The organism is Staphylococcus simiae, assembly GCF_017357005.1.
Taxonomy (GTDB): domain Bacteria; phylum Bacillota; class Bacilli; order Staphylococcales; family Staphylococcaceae; genus Staphylococcus; species Staphylococcus simiae_A.
This window is the reverse complement of sequence record NZ_CP071589.1, coordinates 360844-379663: the sequence shown is the minus strand read 5'-3', so window position 1 is coordinate 379663 and position 18820 is coordinate 360844. Positions and strand designations below refer to the sequence as shown.

The window sequence follows — 18820 nt, the reverse complement described above, 5'->3', positions numbered from 1 at the left end:
AGAAATAAATTTTATAAATAATTTATTTCGTAATCCCACCCCAGTAACACTACCTGGTTTTCAGCTGTTGTCTCATTGATAACTCATCTTTATCTTTTAAAGTTACAAAAGCAGTGTGTTGTTATATTTAAAATAGTGCATGCACAAAGCCCCCTGTACCATCAACTGATACAGGAGGCTTTGTTGTTTTATACTATTATTCCCACTCAATCGTGCTTGGTGGCTTAGAAGTAATATCATAGACGACACGGTTAACGTGATCGACTTCATTAACGATTCGACTTGAAATTTTTTGCAAGACTTCCCAATCAATTCTAGCAAAGTCACTTGTCATACCATCAATGGATGTTACTGCACGGATACCTACAGTATGATCATACGTACGGTAGTCTCCCATAACACCTACTGATTGGATATTAGGTAATACTGTGAAATATTGCCAAATATCTCTTTCAAGACCTTCTTCACGAATAACTTGTCTAAGAATTGCATCTGATTCTCTCACAATTTCTAATTTATCTTCAGTGATTTCACCTAGTACACGAATACCTAAACCTGGACCAGGGAATGGTTGTCTCCACACCAAATGCTCAGGGATACCTAATTCAATACCTAAGGCACGAACTTCATCTTTAAACAATGTATTAATTGGTTCGATTAATTCAAATTCCATATCTTCTGGTAAACCACCGACATTATGATGTGATTTAATTGTTTGAGCAGTTTTAGTACCTGATTCAATCACATCTGTGTATAGTGTTCCTTGTGCTAGGAAATCTACACCTTTTAATTTTGAAGCTTCATCATCGAAAACATAGACAAATTCATTACCGATAATTTTACGTTTTTGTTCTGGATCAGAAACACCTTGTAATTTATTCATAAAGCGCTCTTGAGCATTGACACGAATAATATTCATATTGAATCCTTCGCCAAATTGTTCCATAACCATGTCGCCTTCACCTTTACGTAATAGCCCATGATCAACAAAGATACATGTCAACTGATCACCAATAGCTTTATGTAACAGTACAGCTACAACTGATGAATCAACACCACCACTCATAGCACATAGTACACGACGGTCACCAACACGTTGACGAATTTTTTCAATTTCAATGTCAATAAAGTTTTCCATCGTCCATTCGCCTGTACAATTACATACTCGACGAACAAAGTTATTTAATAAGTCATTTCCATATTCAGTATGTCTTACTTCTGGATGGAACTGAACACCATAAATACGACGTTTTTTATCCTCAATTGCAGCGTAGTCTGTACTTGGACTATCAGCAATCACTTCAAAACCTTCTGGAATCTCAATGACTTTATCTGAGTGACTCATCCAAACTGTTTGTTCAGATGGTAAACCTGCAAATAGCTCATCTGATTTAGCATTAATCGTTGCCTTACCATATTCTCTTTCGTTAGCACGTTCAACTTTACCACCTAATAATTTAGTAGTCAGTTGCATACCATAACAAATTCCAAGTACCGGGATACCTAAATTATAAATTTCAGGATCAATTGTAAATGATCCTTCTTCATATACTGAGTTAGGTCCCCCAGAAAGAATGATTCCTTTAGGATTCATACGTTTAATTTCTTCTATAGACATTTCATGATCGTGTAATTCACTATAAACGCCCATTTCACGAATACGACGTGTAATTAATTGGTTGTATTGGCTACCAAAGTCTAAGACAAGGATTAATTCTTGTTCTTTTGCCATTTCCATCATTGTCGTGCTCCTTTATCTTAAATTAGAATGAGTAATTAGGTGATTCTTTTGTAATTTGAATGTTATGTGGGTGACTTTCAGCCAAACCAGCTGGTCCCATACGTGTAAATTGTGCTTCTTCACGTAATTGTAATAAGTTGTGTGAACCAGTATAGCCCATACCGGATCTAACACCACCCATTAATTGGTAAATGGTATCTTGTAATGGACCTTTATATGCCGTACGACCTTCAATACCTTCTGGCACAAATTTCTTAGGTGTTTTATCTTCTTGGAAGTATCGATCGTTAGATCCTTTTTCCATCGCACCAAGTGAACCCATACCACGATATACTTTATATTGTCTTCCTTGGAAGATTTCAGTAGCACCTGGACTTTCTTCAGTACCAGCTAATAAGCTACCTAACATAACAGCATGTCCACCTGCTGCTAATGCTTTAATAATGTCACCTGAGAATTTAATACCACCATCAGCAATAATTGCTTTTCCATGTTTACGTGCTTCAGTAGCACAATCATAAATAGCAGTAATTTGAGGTACACCGACACCTGCAACAACACGTGTTGTACAGATTGAACCTGGACCAATACCTACTTTAACAATATCAGCACCCGCTTCATACAGGGCTTTCGTTGCTTCAGCAGTTGCAACATTACCAGCTACTAATGTAATTTCAGGATATGTTTCTTTAATATGTTTGACTTGGTCAATAACACCTTTAGAATGTCCATGAGCCGTATCAATAACTAATACATCGACACCTGCTTCTACTAATTTTTGAGCACGAATATCTGTATCTTTAGAAATACCAATTGCAGCAGCAACAAGTAGTCTACCATGTGCATCTTTAGCGGCATTTGGGAATTCAATTACTTTTTCAATATCTTTAATTGTGATTAAACCTTCTAAACGACCATCTTTAGTTAATGGTAGTTTTTCAATTTTATGTTCTTGTAAGATCTTTTCAGCACTTTCAAGCGTTGTATTCACTGGAGCTGTTATTAAATTATCTTTAGTCATAACGTCATCAATTTTAATTGAGAAGTCTTCAATAAAGCGTAAATCACGATTTGTAATAATACCTACTAACGTTCTGTCTTCTTTATTATCTACAATAGGTACACCAGAAATACGGTATTTACCCATCAATGCTTCTGCCTCATAAACACTTTCACCTGGCGTTAAGAAAAATGGATTAGAAATAACTCCATTTTCAGAACGTTTAACTTTTTGTACTTCATCAGCTTGTTCTTCAATGCCCATATTCTTATGGATAACACCTAAACCACCTTGACGTGCCATGGCAATTGCCATTTTTGATTCAGTTACTGTATCCATACCAGCAGAAATAACTGGAATATTTAACTTTACTTTATCTGATAATTCTACGCTTAAGTCCACATCTTTTGGTAATACATCAGATTGTGCTGGAATTAATAACACATCATCGAACGTTAATGATTCTTTTGCAAATTTACTTTCCCACATTAAAAACAGCCTCCATTTTTTAAAATTAATTATTATTATTATTTCACATTTTCCTCAGTTTGTTTATACTTTATTCCATTAAAAAAGAAATTAAGAACAATTGCAGAGATTGCACCTAAGACAATACCATTTTGTGTTAACCAAGCAAATTGTTCTCCCAAACCTTTAAATGCTTGTGGTACAGCGCTAATCCCTGTTCCTAAACCAACTGATACTGCAATAATTAATAAATTGTTTTGATTCTTAAAATTAATATTTCCTAATATACTAACACCATATGCCATGACCATGCCAAACATTGCAATCATCGCACCACCCAATACAGGTAACGGAATAATATTTGCTAATGCACCTAATTTAGGAATACAACCACATATCAATAGTAAAACGACCATACCATATATGACATTATTCTTTTTAGCACCTGATAAAGATACTAAGCCTACATTTTGAGAATAAGCTGTATATGGGAATGAGTTAAATATTGAACCTAAGACAATAGCAAGTCCTTCAGCAGTATAACCTTTACGAAAATCTTTGCGTTCTAATTTTTTACCTGTTATTTCACTCAAGGCATGATAAACACCTGTCGATTCGATTAAACTTACAATCGCTACAATAAAAAATACTAAAGTGGATGTAATATCAAATCCAAAACCTGAAAATCTAAATGGTAACGGGAAGCCTAGCCAATGAGCTGAACCGACTTGTTTTAAGTCAACCATACCTAACATAGAGGCAAGTAATGTACCAATTAATAATCCTAAAAGTATCGCTATACTCTTTAAAAAGCCTGCTGTAAAACGCTGTAATATCAAAATGATAATTAAAGTTGTCACACCTAAAATAATATTTTTAACGTCACCATAGTTTTTCGCACCTTGTCCACCAGCTAAATAGTTCATTGCTACTGGCATTAAATTAATACCTATGATAGTAACTACACTCCCAGTAACAACAGGTGGGAAAAATTTCACTAGATGAGAAAAGAAAGGTGCAATAATAATAACTAAAATACCAGATAAAAATAAGGAACCATACAAGACATCTAAACCTTTCGTTTGGCCAATTAAAATCATCGGTGCTACTGCTGTGAAAGTACAACCTAATACGATCGGTAATCCAGTTCCAGTCACTTTATTCGCTTGTAAAAATGTGGCTACACCACACATGAAAATATCGACCGTCACAAGATAAGCAATTTGATCAGGTGTGAATTTTAAACTTGTACCAACAATAATTGGTACTAAAATAGCTCCGGCATACATTGCTAATAGATGTTGGATACTTAGGATTAGATTTTTCATTAGTCTTCTCCCACAAGCGTCACTTTATTGCCTTTTAAAGATGCTACTTTGCATAACGAAGATACTGTTAATCCTGCATCTTCTAATCTTTGGCGCCCTGATTGGAAACTTTTTTCTACTACAATACCAATACCTGCAGTCTTGGCATTAGCTTGTTGTGCAATATCGTATAATCCAAGTGATGCGTCACCATTTGCTAAAAAGTCGTCGATAATTAAAACTGTATCATTCTCATTTAAAAACTCTTTTGACACAATTACCGTACTTGTTTTATTTTTAGTAAATGAATGTATATCTGTTTCAAAAAAGCCATCCGTTAATGTACTAGGCTTAGCTTTTTTAGCAAACAAACACGGTACGTCGAAATGTAATGCTGCCATAATTGCTGGTGCTATACCTGATGCTTCAATCGTTAAAATCTTTGTAATTCCCGCATCTTTAAATTGTTCATAAAAAGTACGACCAACATCATTCATTAATTTAGCGTCTATTTGATGATTTAAAAAGCCATCTACTTTCAAAATTTTCTCGTCAATGACAACGCCATCTTCCTTTACTTTTAGTCCTAAAGATTCCACTCGCTTTACCTCCTAGTATTGTTAACAAAAGTTTGCTCAAAATCGAACCTAAATACAAAAAAATCCCCAAACTAAAAATAGTTTCAGGGTTTATGAGTGAACGAACATGTATTACTAATAGTAATACAATCAATGTAAAAGAAGTAGCTTTTATTGATTTACTTGCTAATCATTTTATACCAAAATAACACAAGTAATATAAATACCTGTGGCTATCAACCATGGCCGAAGTTACTTCTATATATTGTGTTGTTACTCATAGTCATGTCGTTCAAGGCAACATGGTAGAAACTTCTAAAGCCATATTCTTTAGATTATATGAGTTTTATAAATTATTTAACGATAATAGCAGACTTTGTGACATTTTTCAATAACCGTTGGCTTAAACCTACTATTTTTTCAACTATTAGCTTTGCTTTTTCTAAATACTACTAATGAAAAGGTTTCACTAAATTTATACAGGGTATTCATATTAATAAGTGATTTTATTCAAAGGGGCGATAATTATGGTAGAGGTAACTGTATTAAATAGTATAGGCGAATTGTACAATGCTATTAATGAAAAGAAAGCACAAGGTTATACTGAATCTGAAATGTCTGTTATTACTAAAAATAAATTACATTTAAATGATTTACATGACTCTGAAATCTCATTAATTGCAACTAGCGGTTCATTTAGTGACCGTACTTCAAAATTATTAACAGGTGAAGATGGTGAGCATGCAGTACTATCTCGCTATAACTTCAATCCTGATGAAGTTGAAAACTACAAGCAACAAATTTTAGATAAAAAATTATTATTAGTAGTCAATCCTGATACAACTTCTCATAAAGAAGTTGAAAAACATAATGTCGCATATAAAGAAGTAGACATCACTCATTATGCAGAAGAATCAAAAGGACCAAAATCATAAATTGACAATGCTTACCGTTTCACACTGTAGTTCATCATCCATGGACTACAGTTTTTTTATGAACTTTACTAACAAAATCACTTGTCGTTATATGCTATAATGTAACAAAAGTTCGGAGGTGACATGATGCAATTTAAAACAATCCACTCGGTAAAAGACCCACATTATAATGAAGCTTTAGCGCTCTATGACTCTAAACTTGATATTTCTTTAACTGAAGATAAATCTATTTTCAAACGTTCATTAGAAAATAATAAAACAGAAAATGATTATGTCTTTGTGGTAGGTCTTGAAGATAACCATGTCGTTAGTTTAGCCACAGCACATTATGAAGCAACAACCAATTCAGCATTTCTTATATACTTAATTGCTAAAAATTTACCACATCATGATGATTTAATGACTGCAACGTTAGCACAAGTTGAAAATGAATTAAATACGTTATCTAATATTGTACATTCAAGAAATATTAACTTTTTAATGATGGAAGTACCAAAAGAGCCTTTTGATTTAACAAAAGATCACAATCAAGTTATTGAAGATCGACGCCAATTTTTATATGAACATCAATTTGAACGTCAAAATGATATCGACTATATTCATCCTAACTATACATTTGATGATCAAGCTAAAGAAGTTGATTTATTTATTAAAACAAACATTGAACTTACTAAAGATATTTATGGTGCTAGTATAAAATCAAATTACATTTTAAAATATGTCTTCGCCAATGGAATCTCTAGAGATATTATATATCCAATATTAGAAGCGATGGATTTGCGCAAACCTTTTTAGTCTAACTTGAAATCCCCTGCAATAACGTTTAAACTATTGTTTGAGGTTAGACTGACGTTTCACTGCCCGTAGACAGACGTCATGATACATATAGTTTATCAAGAAAGGACTTTCAACTATGTTAACAAAAGAATTTGCTCAACGCGTCGAGCTAAGTGAAAAGCAAGTCCGCAAAATCGTGCAACACTTAGAAGAACGTGGCTATCAGTTAAGCAAGACAGAATACCGTGGTCGTGAAGCTACCGATTTTAAAGAAGACGATATTGAACTATTCAGAGATATCGCAGATAAAGTAAAACAAACAAATAGTTATGATTTAGCATTTGATGAACTTGAAAAAGAAAAAGATTTCTTACAAGTTATCGTTAAAAATGATGATAAGCAATTACCAACTAATCAAAATATTGCACAATTAGTTGAAGATTTACGCAATGAAATTCAACAAATGCGCGATGAACGTCAATTACTAGGACAAATGATGAATCAAGTCCATCAACAACAACAAGAATTGAAAGAACTACAACACCAAATTACTACTAAACTTGATTCTAACACTGAGTCCTTAAAAGCTATCCAAACATCTCAACATGAAATTAAGGAAGCTCAAGCAACACATTCTGAGGAATTAGCTAAAACAAGTCATACACTTGAAGAACAATCTAAAACTCAAGATGCACATAAAACTAATCATGTTGATACATCTGCGACATCTAATAATCAGCAACATGCTGAGACAGACGATCAGCTAACTGAACAATCGCAAACTGCTGAAAATCAAAAAGTTTCTAAAGAAGCACAACTGTCATCATCAGACGCAATTGCTGAAGCTTCAGCAGCTCAACATGCTAAGGAAGCTATTGCAACTGACTCCGATGAACAAAGTGTGGACCATAAAGCGCAGCAACATGCTGAAGAACATGCTACAACTACAGAGGCTTCGACAACGAATAATAATTCTGAAACTAAAACACCAAATAACCATAGCGACAATAATGAGGTTAACGAACCTCAACAACAAACACAGCAACAAGAGAAAAAAGGTTTCTTCGCACGTTTGTTTAACCTTTAATAACATTTCATATTTAATCAGTAAGGCGAGTTAACATTCGCCTTACTTTTTTTATCTTGCTTTTAAATCTTTTTAAATCCCCTCTTGAAAAGTCGTTAAATAGATACTATCCTTATTATATATGTCGGAATTGAATATTTTTAAGGAGAGTTAAACATGGGAACGCTATTTACAGTTATTAATGTCATTGTCTTACTTATTTTTGTCATTATCTTAAATGTTATGGCAAGAAAGCATGTTTCCTTCCCTAAACGTGTGTTTACTGCACTAGGTGTTGGTATCGTGCTTGGCGTCGTACTTCATTTAATATATAGTGTCAATTCAAAAGTAATTGAAACTACAAGTGATTGGTACAGTATTATTGGTGAAGGTTATGTAGCCTTACTACAAATGATTGTTATACCACTTATTTTTGTCTCAATCGTAGCAGCATTCAGTAAAATTCAAATCGGGGATAAATTCGCCAAAATCGGTAGCTTTATTTTCATGTTTTTAATTGGAACTGTAGCTATCGCTGCTATTGTAGGTATTTTGTATGCTTTAGTATTTGGTCTTGATGCATCTACGATAGATTTAGGTAGTGCTGAACATTCTCGTGGTAGTGAAATTGCTAAAGAGGCTAAAAATTTAACAGCAAGTACATTACCTCAACAAATTTTAGAACTATTACCAAAAAATCCATTCTTAGACTTTACTGGTCAACGTACAACATCAACAATTGCAGTCGTTATTTTTGCATCATTTGTTGGCTTTGCATATGTTAGAGTTGCACGTAAACAGCCTGAGCACGGTGCTTTATTGAAAAAAGGTATCGATGCAGTTTATTCATTAATTATGGCTATTGTGACATTTGTTTTACGTCTAACTCCATATGGTGTGCTAGCAATCATGGCGAATACGTTAGCAACAAGTAATTTTACTGCTGTGTGGACTTTAGGTAAATTCTTGATAGCTTCATATGCAGCGTTAATTACAATGTATTTAATTCATTTATTAATTTTAAGTATCTTAGGTATTAATCCGATACGTTATATGAAGAAAACTTTAGAAGTACTCATCTTTGCGTTTACATCACGTTCAAGTGCTGGATCATTGCCTTTAAATGTTCAAACACAAACGAAAAGATTAGGTGTTCCCGAAGGTATTGCCAATTTTTCTGCAACATTTGGTCTTTCAATTGGACAGAATGGTTGTGCAGGTATCTACCCTGCGATGTTAGCAATCATGGTTGCTCCTGTAGCAAATGTCGAAATAGATTTCCAATTCATCGTTACATTAATTGCAGTAGTCATTATTAGTTCGTTCGGAGTTGCAGGTGTTGGTGGCGGTGCTACCTTTGCATCCATACTCGTATTATCAACTTTAAACTTACCAGTTGCTTTAGCCGGAGTACTTATTTCTGTCGAACCTATTATTGATATGGGTCGAACAGCATTAAATGTCAATGATTCTATGTTAGCAGGTACTGGTACTGCTAGATTAACTAAACACTGGGACAAAGAGACTTTCGATTCAGATGATTATGGTGAATTATCTGCTAACTAATATTTTATCCTTATCTACCAAATAATTATAAAAATAAAGCTATTAAAAAGGAGTAACTTTCCACTGTGAAAGTTACTCCTTTTTGTTTACAAATTTATCGTTGAATTAATCCAGCTTTTCTTAATTGATCTAACATATCTAAGCGCGCCTTGTTCCCTAAGAATGTTTCTATTTGTTGTGACCAAGTTTCTTGACGCTGACCATTTGTCCAGTTGTCATAATAGCCACTGATTGTTTGATCATATTGTTTAATTTGTTCTTTTTGTTGTTCTTTATCATCATTATACTGATTATGATGAAAGACGTGTTCGAAAGGTAAACGTGGTTTAGCAGAACCATTTTCGTCATCAGCTGGCTCTCCGACAGCCATTCCAAACAGTGGGAAGACATACTCTGGTAAGTTTAATATTTCACGCACGCGTTCCACATCATTTCTTAATGAACCTAAAAAGACAATGCCATATCCCATATCTTCAGCAGTAACAGCAATATTTTCCGCCACTAGAGCAGCATCAATCGCACCTACCAATAAACCTTCAGTTGATCCATAAGCTGTTTCCATATTCGTTTCAGCATTGTCATCGATGAGTCGATGTCTATAATAATCAATGACAAAGACAAACAAATAGCCATTTTCTACTACATAAGGCTGTCCTGAAACTTCTTTCAAACTTTCTTTAATTTTGACATCATCTACACCTATAATTGAATAAGCTTGTAAAAAACTTGATGTTGAAGCACTTTGCCCTGCTTCTACAAGCTTTCTCACCGTCTCTTCACTTAAAACTTTATCTTTAAATTTTCTTACAGAATGGTGTTTTTTCACTAAATCATAAACATAATCAGACACTAACGTCACTCCTCTTCTCTCTATTTATATTTTTTATTCTACACCCCTTCACAATAACTATAAAAATAAAATAACTCAATTCAATATCACCTATCTATTTCAATATTTTATATCTTATCTTAATTGCGACGTTTATTGTTACACCATATTATCAATAAGATGATATTAGTTGAGAATACAAAATATTATTTTATTTTAACTTAACGCCATTCCAATATTCTATTACCATTATTCCAACAACATCGTTATAACTGCTTAATTTCGTCATTTTACCATCATAAAAAACAATATATTTAGATGCATTACCTACTTTTTATCTCAATGTTATCCAGTTGACTATTCCTTATCAAAATGTAATAATGCTAAATAAGAGATTAGAATTATTATAAATAAGATGAGTTGAATAATTCTAATGACTATTTAAATTTTAGGAGGAATATATTTATGTCATTAATTAATAAAGAAATCTTACCATTCACAGCACAAGCGTATGATCCAAAAAACGATGAGTTTAAAGAAGTTTCAGACGCAGACTTAAAAGGTTCATGGAGCGTTGTATGCTTCTATCCAGCTGATTTCTCATTCGTTTGCCCAACTGAATTAGAAGATTTACAAAATCAATATGCACAATTACAAGAATTAGGTGTAAATGTATTCTCAGTTTCAACTGATACACATTTCGTACACAAAGCTTGGCATGATCATTCAGATGCTATTAGCAAAATTCAATATACAATGATCGGTGACCCATCACAAACAATCACTCGTAATTTCGACGTATTAGATGAAGCACTTGGATTAGCTCAACGTGGTACTTTCATCGTTGATCCAGACGGTGTAGTACAAGCTGCTGAAATCAATGCTGACGGAATTGGCCGTGACGCTAGTACATTAGTTCACAAAATTAAAGCTGCTCAATATGTACGTCAACATCCAGGTGAAGTTTGCCCAGCAAAATGGGAAGAAGGTTCTGAAACTTTACAACCAGGTTTAGATTTAGTAGGTAAAATTTAAGGAGGCATTATAACAACATGCTGAATGCTGATTTAAAACAACAACTTAAACAACTTTTAGAACTTATGGAAGGCGACGTAGAATTCGTTGCCAGCCTAGGTTCAGATGATAAATCAAAAGAGTTAAAAGAGTTACTCGAAGAAATTACTGATATGTCTCCACGACTGTCACTGTCTGAAAAATCTTTAAAACGTACACCAAGTTTCCAAGTCAACAAACCTGGCGAAGACACTGGTGTAACATTTGCTGGTATTCCTTTAGGTCATGAATTTAATTCACTTGTCTTAGCAATTTTACAAGTGAGTGGACGTGCACCTAAAGAAAAACAATCAATTATTGATCAAATTAAAGGTTTAGAAGGTCCTTTTCATTTCGAAACTTTCATTAGTTTAACTTGTCAAAAATGTCCGGACGTTGTACAAGCACTTAACTTAATGAGTGTCATTAATCCTAATATCACTCATACAATGATTGATGGTGCTGTATTCCGTGAAGAATCTGAAAATATCATGGCTGTTCCTGCTGTCTTTTTAGATGGACAAGAATTTGGCAATGGTCGTATGACAATTCAAGATATCTTATCTAAATTAGGTAGTATAGCAGACCCTTCTGAGTTCGCTAATAAAGACCCTTACGATGTATTAATTATTGGTGGTGGACCAGCAAGTGGTAGTGCTGCAATTTACACGGCTCGTAAAGGTTTAAGAACTGGTATTGTGGCTGATCGTATCGGTGGCCAAGTGAATGATACTGCAGGTATAGAAAACTTTATCACTGTAAAAGAAACAACTGGTTCTGAATTTTCTTCTAATTTAGCAGCTCATATCGATCAATATGATATCGATACAATGACTGGTATTCGTGCAACTAACATCGAAAAGACAGATAAAGCAATCTTAGTAACTTTAGAAAATGACGCTGTACTAGAAAGTAAAACTGTCATTATCTCAACAGGTGCAAGTTGGCGTAAACTTGGTATTCCTGGTGAAGACAAATTAATGAACAAAGGTGTAGCATTCTGCCCTCACTGTGATGGTCCTTTATTTGAAAATAAAAACGTTGCAGTTGTTGGTGGCGGTAACTCAGGTGTCGAAGCAGCTATTGACCTTGCAGGTATTGTTAAACATGTTACTTTACTTGAATACTCAGACGAATTAAAAGCTGATAATGTCTTACAAGATCGTTTACGTTCACTATCTAATGTAGATATTATTACTAACGCACGTTCTAAAGAAGTCATTGGTGAAGATCACGTCACTGCATTAAGCTATGAAGATGTTAAAACTGGTGACACACAAGTCATTGAATTAGATGGCATTTTTGTACAGATTGGTTTAGTACCTAATACTGCTTGGCTTAATGATACTGTAGAATTAAGTCCTCGCGGAGAAGTCATTATCGATCGTGATAATGCTACAAATGTACCCGGTATTTTTGCAGCTGGTGATGTTACAGATCAGAAAAATAAACAAATTATTATTTCAATGGGTGCCGGTGCTAATGCAGGCTTAAATGCATTTGACTACATCATTAGAAATTAATATATTTTTGAAACAGAGTCCGAGAATTTGGGCTCTGTTTTTATATTTAATTAGTTTCATGTTATGCTTGAAGTATTACATATAATGTCATAAATTAAGGAGCTTAATAATGCTTGATATCAACTTAATACCTAACTACAAAATAAATAATATCCGTAAATTTTTAAACTTATCATCGAAAGCTCATGAAGTACAGATTATCCATGAAAGCCTAAAACCTGAAAATATAAAAAGATTAGCTAACAAAATGACTAATAAAGAACTGCAATTATTAGAAGACATTATTGCTAAAGGTGATCCTGCTGTAATTATTGATAAAGATTTAGTGACAGAATTGAAAATAACTGACCATTTAGGATTAATCTATCAGCTATCCGATGAAGAATTTGGTATAAACTATTTATTTTTATACTTTTTAAATTCCGTTCTATTTGATGAGCATAATTATGAACTTAGAGATTTGACTACTGAAGAAAGACGTTACATCTTTTTTAATGTAGACCGTGTTCAACAACATCAAAATTTGAATAATGTAAGTTTGCATGATGCACTAGAAAATAAGACAGTTCCTGAATTAAAAGATATTTGTAGAACTTATCAAATCAAAGGATTTTCTAATAAAAACAAAGATTCACTTATCGATTTGATTAGCAAAGAATTTTTTGAAGATTCATCAATATTAAATCAAATGTTTGTAGGTTCATCATTAGCAGAACTTGTGATGTTATTTAATATTTTAGACAATGATAAAAACTATTTCATAGACAATAGTCTAATACTTACTGAAGAAATGAACTTACTAGATATAGATGACTTTTTAATGGACTATTTCATGTATTTTTATGATTATAGATTTGATGCATTGGTTTTACCACAAGATACAAGACAGCACGTGATTGATTTTATTGATAAACAAGGAGGTCCTAAACAATTTCTTAATCAGTTTAACGAAAGATTAAGTGATGATGATATGCTTAAAGATCTGCAACATATCACTGAATATATTGAAGACAATTTTGATGGTGACTTAGAGACGTTAGGTGAGTTCGACGGGGAAGACTATTTATTCGGTCAAGGTGATCAAGCACGAAGACAACTTATTAATGAGCTTATCATTGAAATAGAAAGTGGTCTAATTGATAAAGAAGATATCTTACCATTAAGAATTATATTAGGCGCCGTTAATTTGTATGGCCTAGTAACTAAAGCGCATTTACTTACTCTCATGCGTCAATTTTATGATGCTTCATTTAGTGAACAAGATTTACAATTCAACTTAGATACACTCGATCCTATGGGTCTATTTGTTCAAATCCGTCAATTTGTATTACACCCTCTCATGTACGACCTATTTGATAATGATGAAGAAGTTGAAGAAATTGGCAACCATTACTATATTCCTCAAACAGTTGATGAACTTATCTACTATGATAGATATCACTTTTATAAAGCTGATACAGCGATTAAAGAATTTATATTTTATTTACGTTCACAATTGATCACTACAGATGATATTGAAAAAGGAAATTTGGTAGATCAAATTTTAATGCTTATTCGCACATTACCTCATCCAGATCTTATTTTAGAATTTATGAATGAATTTGTGGAAAATGGTATAATGAAGCCAATTACTAATGACAAATTATTCAATAAAAAAGCTAAGCAAGCATGGAACCACTTACGAGTGTGGGCTCTACAAGGTCATAGTAAATATCAATTAAAATGACGTTTTTTATTGCAACTATAAAGGAGTTCCTATCAACAATGAAGACTAGATTACTATTCAGTACTTTCTTAGCATCTGCCCTCATTTTAACCGGTTGTGCTAATAAAGATTCAAATCAAGATGATAAGCAACATCATACAACGGCATCTCAAGTACCAAAACATGTAAAAAAATTAAAAGAAAGTGATATTTTCACTTCGAATAAGAAGAATGCTGATATTAGCGAAAAGGAAATGAAAGAAGCGTTAACAAAATATTTAGCTGTTAATAATGATATTTTAGATAATAAATATTATATGCAGCATGAGTTAGACAAACAAAGTGATAGTCAAACGAAAGTGACTGACAAACAAGCTGATAGACTTAGTGAGTTATCTAATCTTACAGTCAAAAATGATTTGCACTTTAAAAACTTTGTAGCAGATAACCATATTCCTAAAAGTTATGACAAAAATACACAACGCATCATCAATTATTTCAAAGCTTTAAATAGCGCCATTTCTAATGTCGATGAAACTATCGAAAAATTAAGCTATCAACCACAAAATTCTATTAATATTGTGGACGTCCCTACAAATTATGCAGGCGATGTGAATAAAAGCCAACAAGATAAAATTAAAGATTTCTTAAAATCAAAAGATATTCCAACAGACGCTATTAATAAATAAAATATCAATTTACGTGTGGAGGTTATTATGTCATGAAACTAAGAATATCACTCGTTACTTTAGCTATTATCGCATCTGTCGTTTGTCTTTTATTTAGCGCTAAATATCCTACCGGGCCGAACACAGTAAGTTTTGATAAACCTGAAGAATTGTTATTATCTATTGGTTTCATGATTATATTAGCATTACCTTGCTTAATTCTAGCTATCTTCAACCATATAGTTCCTAGAATTATATCAGCTATTATACAATTATTAGTTATGCTTTTATGGGGATTTGTAAGTGTACTCATGCTATTCTTCCCAGTATTTCCATTAGCTATTGTTTGTTTTATTACAGCCTTAATATTACTTATAAGTGCTATTGTAACTTTATCTGTGAATGGGAGTGGGCAGAAATAAATTTTATAGAAAATTTATTTTGTAATCCTACCACGATAAAACTAGACAGTTAATACCAAGAGCTTAATTTTAAGTGTAAAATGTTTTGTCCCAATCTCTATAAACTATTAAAACAAGCGCACGGTGCCTAGGCAGCGAGCGCTTGTTTTATGCTATAACGTATGGTTTACAATTTTCAATATTTAAATCAACAGCTTCGTCTTTAGATACTTGACCGAAATAATGCATTAAACAACGAATCACAACCTGATGTGCAATAATGACTATATCCCCTTGTTGTGCTTTATCATTTACTTCATTGTCCATAAATGCTTGAACTCGATTTAATACATCTTGATAACTTTCTCCACCTGGCGCTTTTTGACTAAAACTATGTCTAAAATCATTAAACATTGGATCATTGAAATATTTTTCATATTCTTGTTGCATACTAATATCATCTTTATATTTCCCTTCAAATTGACCAAGTGATCGTTCTCTTAATTGATCCGTTATTGTTGTATCAATATCAGTATTAGGAAAAATATGTTCATACGTCTGTCTCGTACGGTACAAATCAGAGACATAAATATGCTTAATATTTAACGCCTTAAAATATTCTTCTAATATAGCTGCGCTTGCTTTACCTTTATCTGTCAAAGGTACATCAAGTTGCCCGCAATAATATGCACGGAAATGTTTATTGTCATAGTTAGATTGTGACTCTCCATGCCTTACTAAATATATTGTCATTTTAAATCACCTCTTTATATTGTTTATTATTTATTAATTATACTAATAACTTTACTACATTATCTTTTTATACAATACTTATAATTAAGCTTAATTCCAAAAATCAATTTGTATTTTAATTATCTAACTTATAAAAAATGAATTGTTCTTGTGTTTGTATTAATTAAATGGTAAGATAATATTGTAGTTGAGAAGCAACTACACAGTCTTTTATATTCATGAACATAATACTCCTGGATGACGTTTCCCTGCGTCATCCTTTTTTTATAGCAATTCTACAATCATTAACTGTTAGTTATCTATAAATTGGGTATATATAAGTGACATCATAAATATTACCAATGACTTCGACAAATACACTGATACTTGATTAATATTTGAATGTTAATATTACAGGGAGGAATTCGATGGAATTAATAGATTATAACATGTTTGATGATGAAATGGTTGCTATCGTTCAATCTGACAAAGGCCAATTATTTAAATACTCTTTTGATACGACAACACCCGAATATAAAATTTTAGAAGTTCTCAAAGAATTGAATAAACGCATTGATGAAGGTCAACATCCACTAGGTTGCACACTAATCAAACGTTATGACTTTGATGATGTTAATCAAGCAATGATGACATATAAAAAAGATGACAGTCGAAATTAACTGTCATCTTTTTAAATATCTAATTATTTACGTAATAATCTTAAGAAGATTGATACGATTGCAATTAACACAATTGAACCAATTAGTGCTGGGAAGATGTAAATACTACCTAATTCTGGACCCCATTGCCCAAAGAATTTTCCACCAATCCATGAACCAACAATACCTGCGATAATGTTACCTAAGATACCGCCTGGGATATCTTTACCCATAATACCGCCAGCTATCCAACCGATAATTCCGCCGACAATTAACATTCCTATAAATCCGAACATAATTTATAATCTCCTTTTTAAGTGTAAATTTTTGTTATGTTTATTAGTACCCGAACTTTTTTACTTTGAAACAAATTCAAATTATTTTTTTCATTAATTTTGACAATTTCTTATGTGAAATAATTTTTTTATTTAATTGTTAAATATTAAATAGCTAGACATATTTTCTGTTTTGTTGATTATTCTATTATTAATTAATAATGGACTTGATTATTTTAGTATGTAGGACTAGAATGTATACATATTAATAGTACCCAAGCTACTAACAATTAGGAGTGAGGTAAAAATGAATTTACACATTTTATATAATTTAAGAACAAAACATAATTTAGAAATTGAAGAATTAGCTCAACAACTCAATGCTAAATATGGAACACATTATGAAGCACATCACATTTGGGAATGGGAAAATCATTATCACGAACCTAAATTCAAGGATGCTATGCACTTAGCAGACTTTTTCGACGCACCATATGAAATGTTTTTAGAAAGTAAAGTTAAAGAATACCAACAACATTTAGAAGATGTTGATATTAGAATGTAACTTAACCCCCTCACATCAAGTGAAGGGGTCTTTGTTTGTCTTAATATATTAAAGTTTTGAGATGCATTTTCATAGTGTGAATTACGTGTTCTTTATATATGAACTCTAATTTGTCGCTGACTTGTTTTGACAACTCATCAAAATATTCAACCATAGTTATTAACGCTTGCTGAATTTCTTGCTCTTTAAATTTAGGATAAAAGGTTCTTAATACTGCTTGTTCATTTATATCTAAGTAGTTATGTAAATATTTGAGATGCTTCCCCATATTTATTTCAAAGTTATATTTGTCACTTTTATCCCAAGACCACATGAGTAGCACCATTTTACGGCAAATATCAAAGTAATCCATTGCGTAGATTAAATGTTTACGCCAAAGCCCCTTTTTCACATTTAGTGCCATTAAATAAAATTCATCTATACATTCGTCAAATAATTGTTGATTAGGTACTGTTACCCAACAATGCTGATCTGTTGGTTCATCTATCGTAGGTAAATGATACCCTTTATCGAATAATAAAACAGCAAATTGGTTCTCTTCTATGTAGTGATCAATGTCTATTATATCAATTATAGTTAAATCCAGCCTTTTAAAATTAGATAATAATAAATTTACAGAGTACGGCCTATCCTTGTCAACAGGATAAAGTATTTCTTCTTTAGGTATTTGTTTAATTAATATCGTTCCAAATTCATTTATCCATTGCTTTTCGGCCACCATCTTTTCAACATTATCCACTACAAAGACGATGTCAAAATCTTGATGTTCATCATCCCAAACGAAAGGATTAGCTCTTGAACCATTTAAATAAACACCTTTAATGTTTAAATTATTTTTGGCTACAGTCAATATTAAATCATATATATCACTATCATTTTGCATTATTCCCACCCCTCCCCAAAATAATATATTTCATCTTATCCTAATGGTGAAATCAACGCAACCTTTTCTATTATTTGTGTAAAAACAAA

General features: G+C 32.5%; 19 protein-coding genes and 1 riboswitch. Of the genes, 11 read left to right on the top strand and 8 right to left on the bottom strand.

Annotated elements, in window-relative coordinates; genetic code table 11:
• Positions 1 to 196: 196 nt before the first annotated feature.
• The 4 genes from guaA to xpt are packed head-to-tail and all read right to left on the bottom strand — an operon-like array spanning position 197 to position 5115.
• The gene (gene guaA, locus J3R86_RS01630) at positions 197 to 1738 is read right to left on the bottom strand and encodes a glutamine-hydrolyzing GMP synthase (protein WP_002462003.1); all 1542 of its coding nucleotides are present in this window, start codon (positions 1736 to 1738) and stop codon (positions 197 to 199) included.
• Positions 1739 to 1763: 25 nt separating this feature from the next.
• On the bottom strand, positions 1764 to 3230 hold the full coding sequence (gene guaB, locus J3R86_RS01625) for an IMP dehydrogenase (RefSeq protein WP_207517783.1): 1467 nt from the start codon (positions 3228 to 3230) through the stop codon (positions 1764 to 1766).
• Between the two features lie 38 nt (positions 3231 to 3268).
• Entirely contained in the window at positions 3269 to 4537 is a 1269-nt protein-coding gene (gene pbuX, locus J3R86_RS01620) for a xanthine permease PbuX (protein WP_207517782.1), read from the bottom strand.
• A complete protein-coding gene (gene xpt, locus J3R86_RS01615) occupies positions 4537 to 5115 on the bottom strand; it encodes a xanthine phosphoribosyltransferase (RefSeq protein ID WP_207517781.1) in 579 nt (192 codons plus the stop codon). The genes pbuX and xpt overlap by 1 nt, the downstream gene beginning before the upstream one ends.
• A gap of 239 nt (positions 5116 to 5354) precedes the next feature.
• Positions 5355 to 5457: riboswitch (purine riboswitch) on the bottom strand.
• Positions 5458 to 5621: 164 nt separating this feature from the next.
• On the opposite strand from xpt, the gene J3R86_RS01610 reads away from it, so the two are divergent.
• The 4 genes from J3R86_RS01610 to J3R86_RS01595 all read left to right on the top strand — a co-directional run bounded on the left by J3R86_RS01610 (position 5622) and on the right by J3R86_RS01595 (position 9438).
• Positions 5622 to 6029 carry a general stress protein gene (locus J3R86_RS01610; protein WP_207517780.1) on the top strand — a complete coding sequence of 136 codons (408 nt, stop codon included), beginning with the start codon at positions 5622 to 5624 and terminating at the stop codon, positions 6027 to 6029.
• A gap of 126 nt (positions 6030 to 6155) precedes the next feature.
• The gene (locus J3R86_RS01605) at positions 6156 to 6824 is read left to right on the top strand and encodes a hypothetical protein (protein WP_207517779.1); all 669 of its coding nucleotides are present in this window, start codon (positions 6156 to 6158) and stop codon (positions 6822 to 6824) included.
• A gap of 118 nt (positions 6825 to 6942) precedes the next feature.
• A complete protein-coding gene (locus tag J3R86_RS01600) occupies positions 6943 to 7893 on the top strand; it encodes a coiled-coil domain-containing protein (RefSeq protein ID WP_207517778.1) in 951 nt (316 codons plus the stop codon).
• 156 nt (positions 7894 to 8049) lie between these two features.
• Positions 8050 to 9438 (top strand): L-cystine transporter, encoded by a 1389-nt coding sequence (locus tag J3R86_RS01595; RefSeq protein WP_207517777.1) that lies wholly within the window; start codon positions 8050 to 8052, stop codon positions 9436 to 9438.
• 94 nt (positions 9439 to 9532) lie between these two features.
• Here J3R86_RS01595 and nfsA read toward each other — a convergent pair whose 3' ends face one another.
• Positions 9533 to 10288, bottom strand: coding sequence for an oxygen-insensitive NADPH nitroreductase (gene nfsA / locus J3R86_RS01590; protein WP_207517776.1), 756 nt, complete (start codon positions 10286 to 10288; stop codon positions 9533 to 9535).
• A gap of 444 nt (positions 10289 to 10732) precedes the next feature.
• On the opposite strand from nfsA, the gene ahpC reads away from it, so the two are divergent.
• The 5 genes from ahpC to J3R86_RS01565 all read left to right on the top strand — a co-directional run bounded on the left by ahpC (position 10733) and on the right by J3R86_RS01565 (position 15638).
• Positions 10733 to 11302, top strand: coding sequence for an alkyl hydroperoxide reductase subunit C (gene ahpC / locus J3R86_RS01585; protein ID WP_002464887.1), 570 nt, complete (start codon positions 10733 to 10735; stop codon positions 11300 to 11302).
• 17 nt (positions 11303 to 11319) lie between these two features.
• Positions 11320 to 12843: an alkyl hydroperoxide reductase subunit F gene (ahpF, locus tag J3R86_RS01580; protein ID WP_207517775.1), complete on the top strand. Its 1524-nt coding sequence runs from the start codon at positions 11320 to 11322 to the stop codon at positions 12841 to 12843.
• Positions 12844 to 12952: 109 nt separating this feature from the next.
• Positions 12953 to 14569: a Rho termination factor N-terminal domain-containing protein gene (locus J3R86_RS01575; protein ID WP_207517774.1), complete on the top strand. Its 1617-nt coding sequence runs from the start codon at positions 12953 to 12955 to the stop codon at positions 14567 to 14569.
• Positions 14570 to 14607: 38 nt separating this feature from the next.
• Positions 14608 to 15237, top strand: a complete 630-nt coding sequence (locus J3R86_RS01570; RefSeq protein ID WP_207517773.1) for an NDxxF motif lipoprotein — start codon at positions 14608 to 14610, stop codon at positions 15235 to 15237.
• Between the two features lie 32 nt (positions 15238 to 15269).
• Positions 15270 to 15638, top strand: a complete 369-nt coding sequence (locus tag J3R86_RS01565) for a hypothetical protein (protein WP_207517772.1) — start codon at positions 15270 to 15272, stop codon at positions 15636 to 15638.
• Positions 15639 to 15785: 147 nt separating this feature from the next.
• Here the strand turns inward: J3R86_RS01565 and J3R86_RS01560 are convergent, their stop codons facing one another.
• Positions 15786 to 16370, bottom strand: coding sequence for a histidine phosphatase family protein (locus J3R86_RS01560; RefSeq protein WP_207517771.1), 585 nt, complete (start codon positions 16368 to 16370; stop codon positions 15786 to 15788).
• Between the two features lie 407 nt (positions 16371 to 16777).
• On the opposite strand from J3R86_RS01560, the gene J3R86_RS01555 reads away from it, so the two are divergent.
• A complete protein-coding gene (locus J3R86_RS01555) occupies positions 16778 to 17029 on the top strand; it encodes a hypothetical protein (RefSeq protein WP_207517770.1) in 252 nt (83 codons plus the stop codon).
• Between the two features lie 23 nt (positions 17030 to 17052).
• On the opposite strand, the gene J3R86_RS01550 is transcribed toward J3R86_RS01555, so the two are convergent.
• Entirely contained in the window at positions 17053 to 17304 is a 252-nt protein-coding gene (locus J3R86_RS01550) for a GlsB/YeaQ/YmgE family stress response membrane protein (protein WP_207517769.1), read from the bottom strand.
• Between the two features lie 286 nt (positions 17305 to 17590).
• On the opposite strand from J3R86_RS01550, the gene J3R86_RS01545 reads away from it, so the two are divergent.
• On the top strand, positions 17591 to 17848 hold the full coding sequence (locus J3R86_RS01545) for a helix-turn-helix domain-containing protein (protein ID WP_207517768.1): 258 nt from the start codon (positions 17591 to 17593) through the stop codon (positions 17846 to 17848).
• 40 nt (positions 17849 to 17888) lie between these two features.
• Here the strand turns inward: J3R86_RS01545 and J3R86_RS01540 are convergent, their stop codons facing one another.
• The gene (locus J3R86_RS01540; RefSeq protein ID WP_207517767.1) at positions 17889 to 18731 is read right to left on the bottom strand and encodes an aminoglycoside 6-adenylyltransferase; all 843 of its coding nucleotides are present in this window, start codon (positions 18729 to 18731) and stop codon (positions 17889 to 17891) included.
• Positions 18732 to 18820 lie beyond the last annotated feature (89 nt).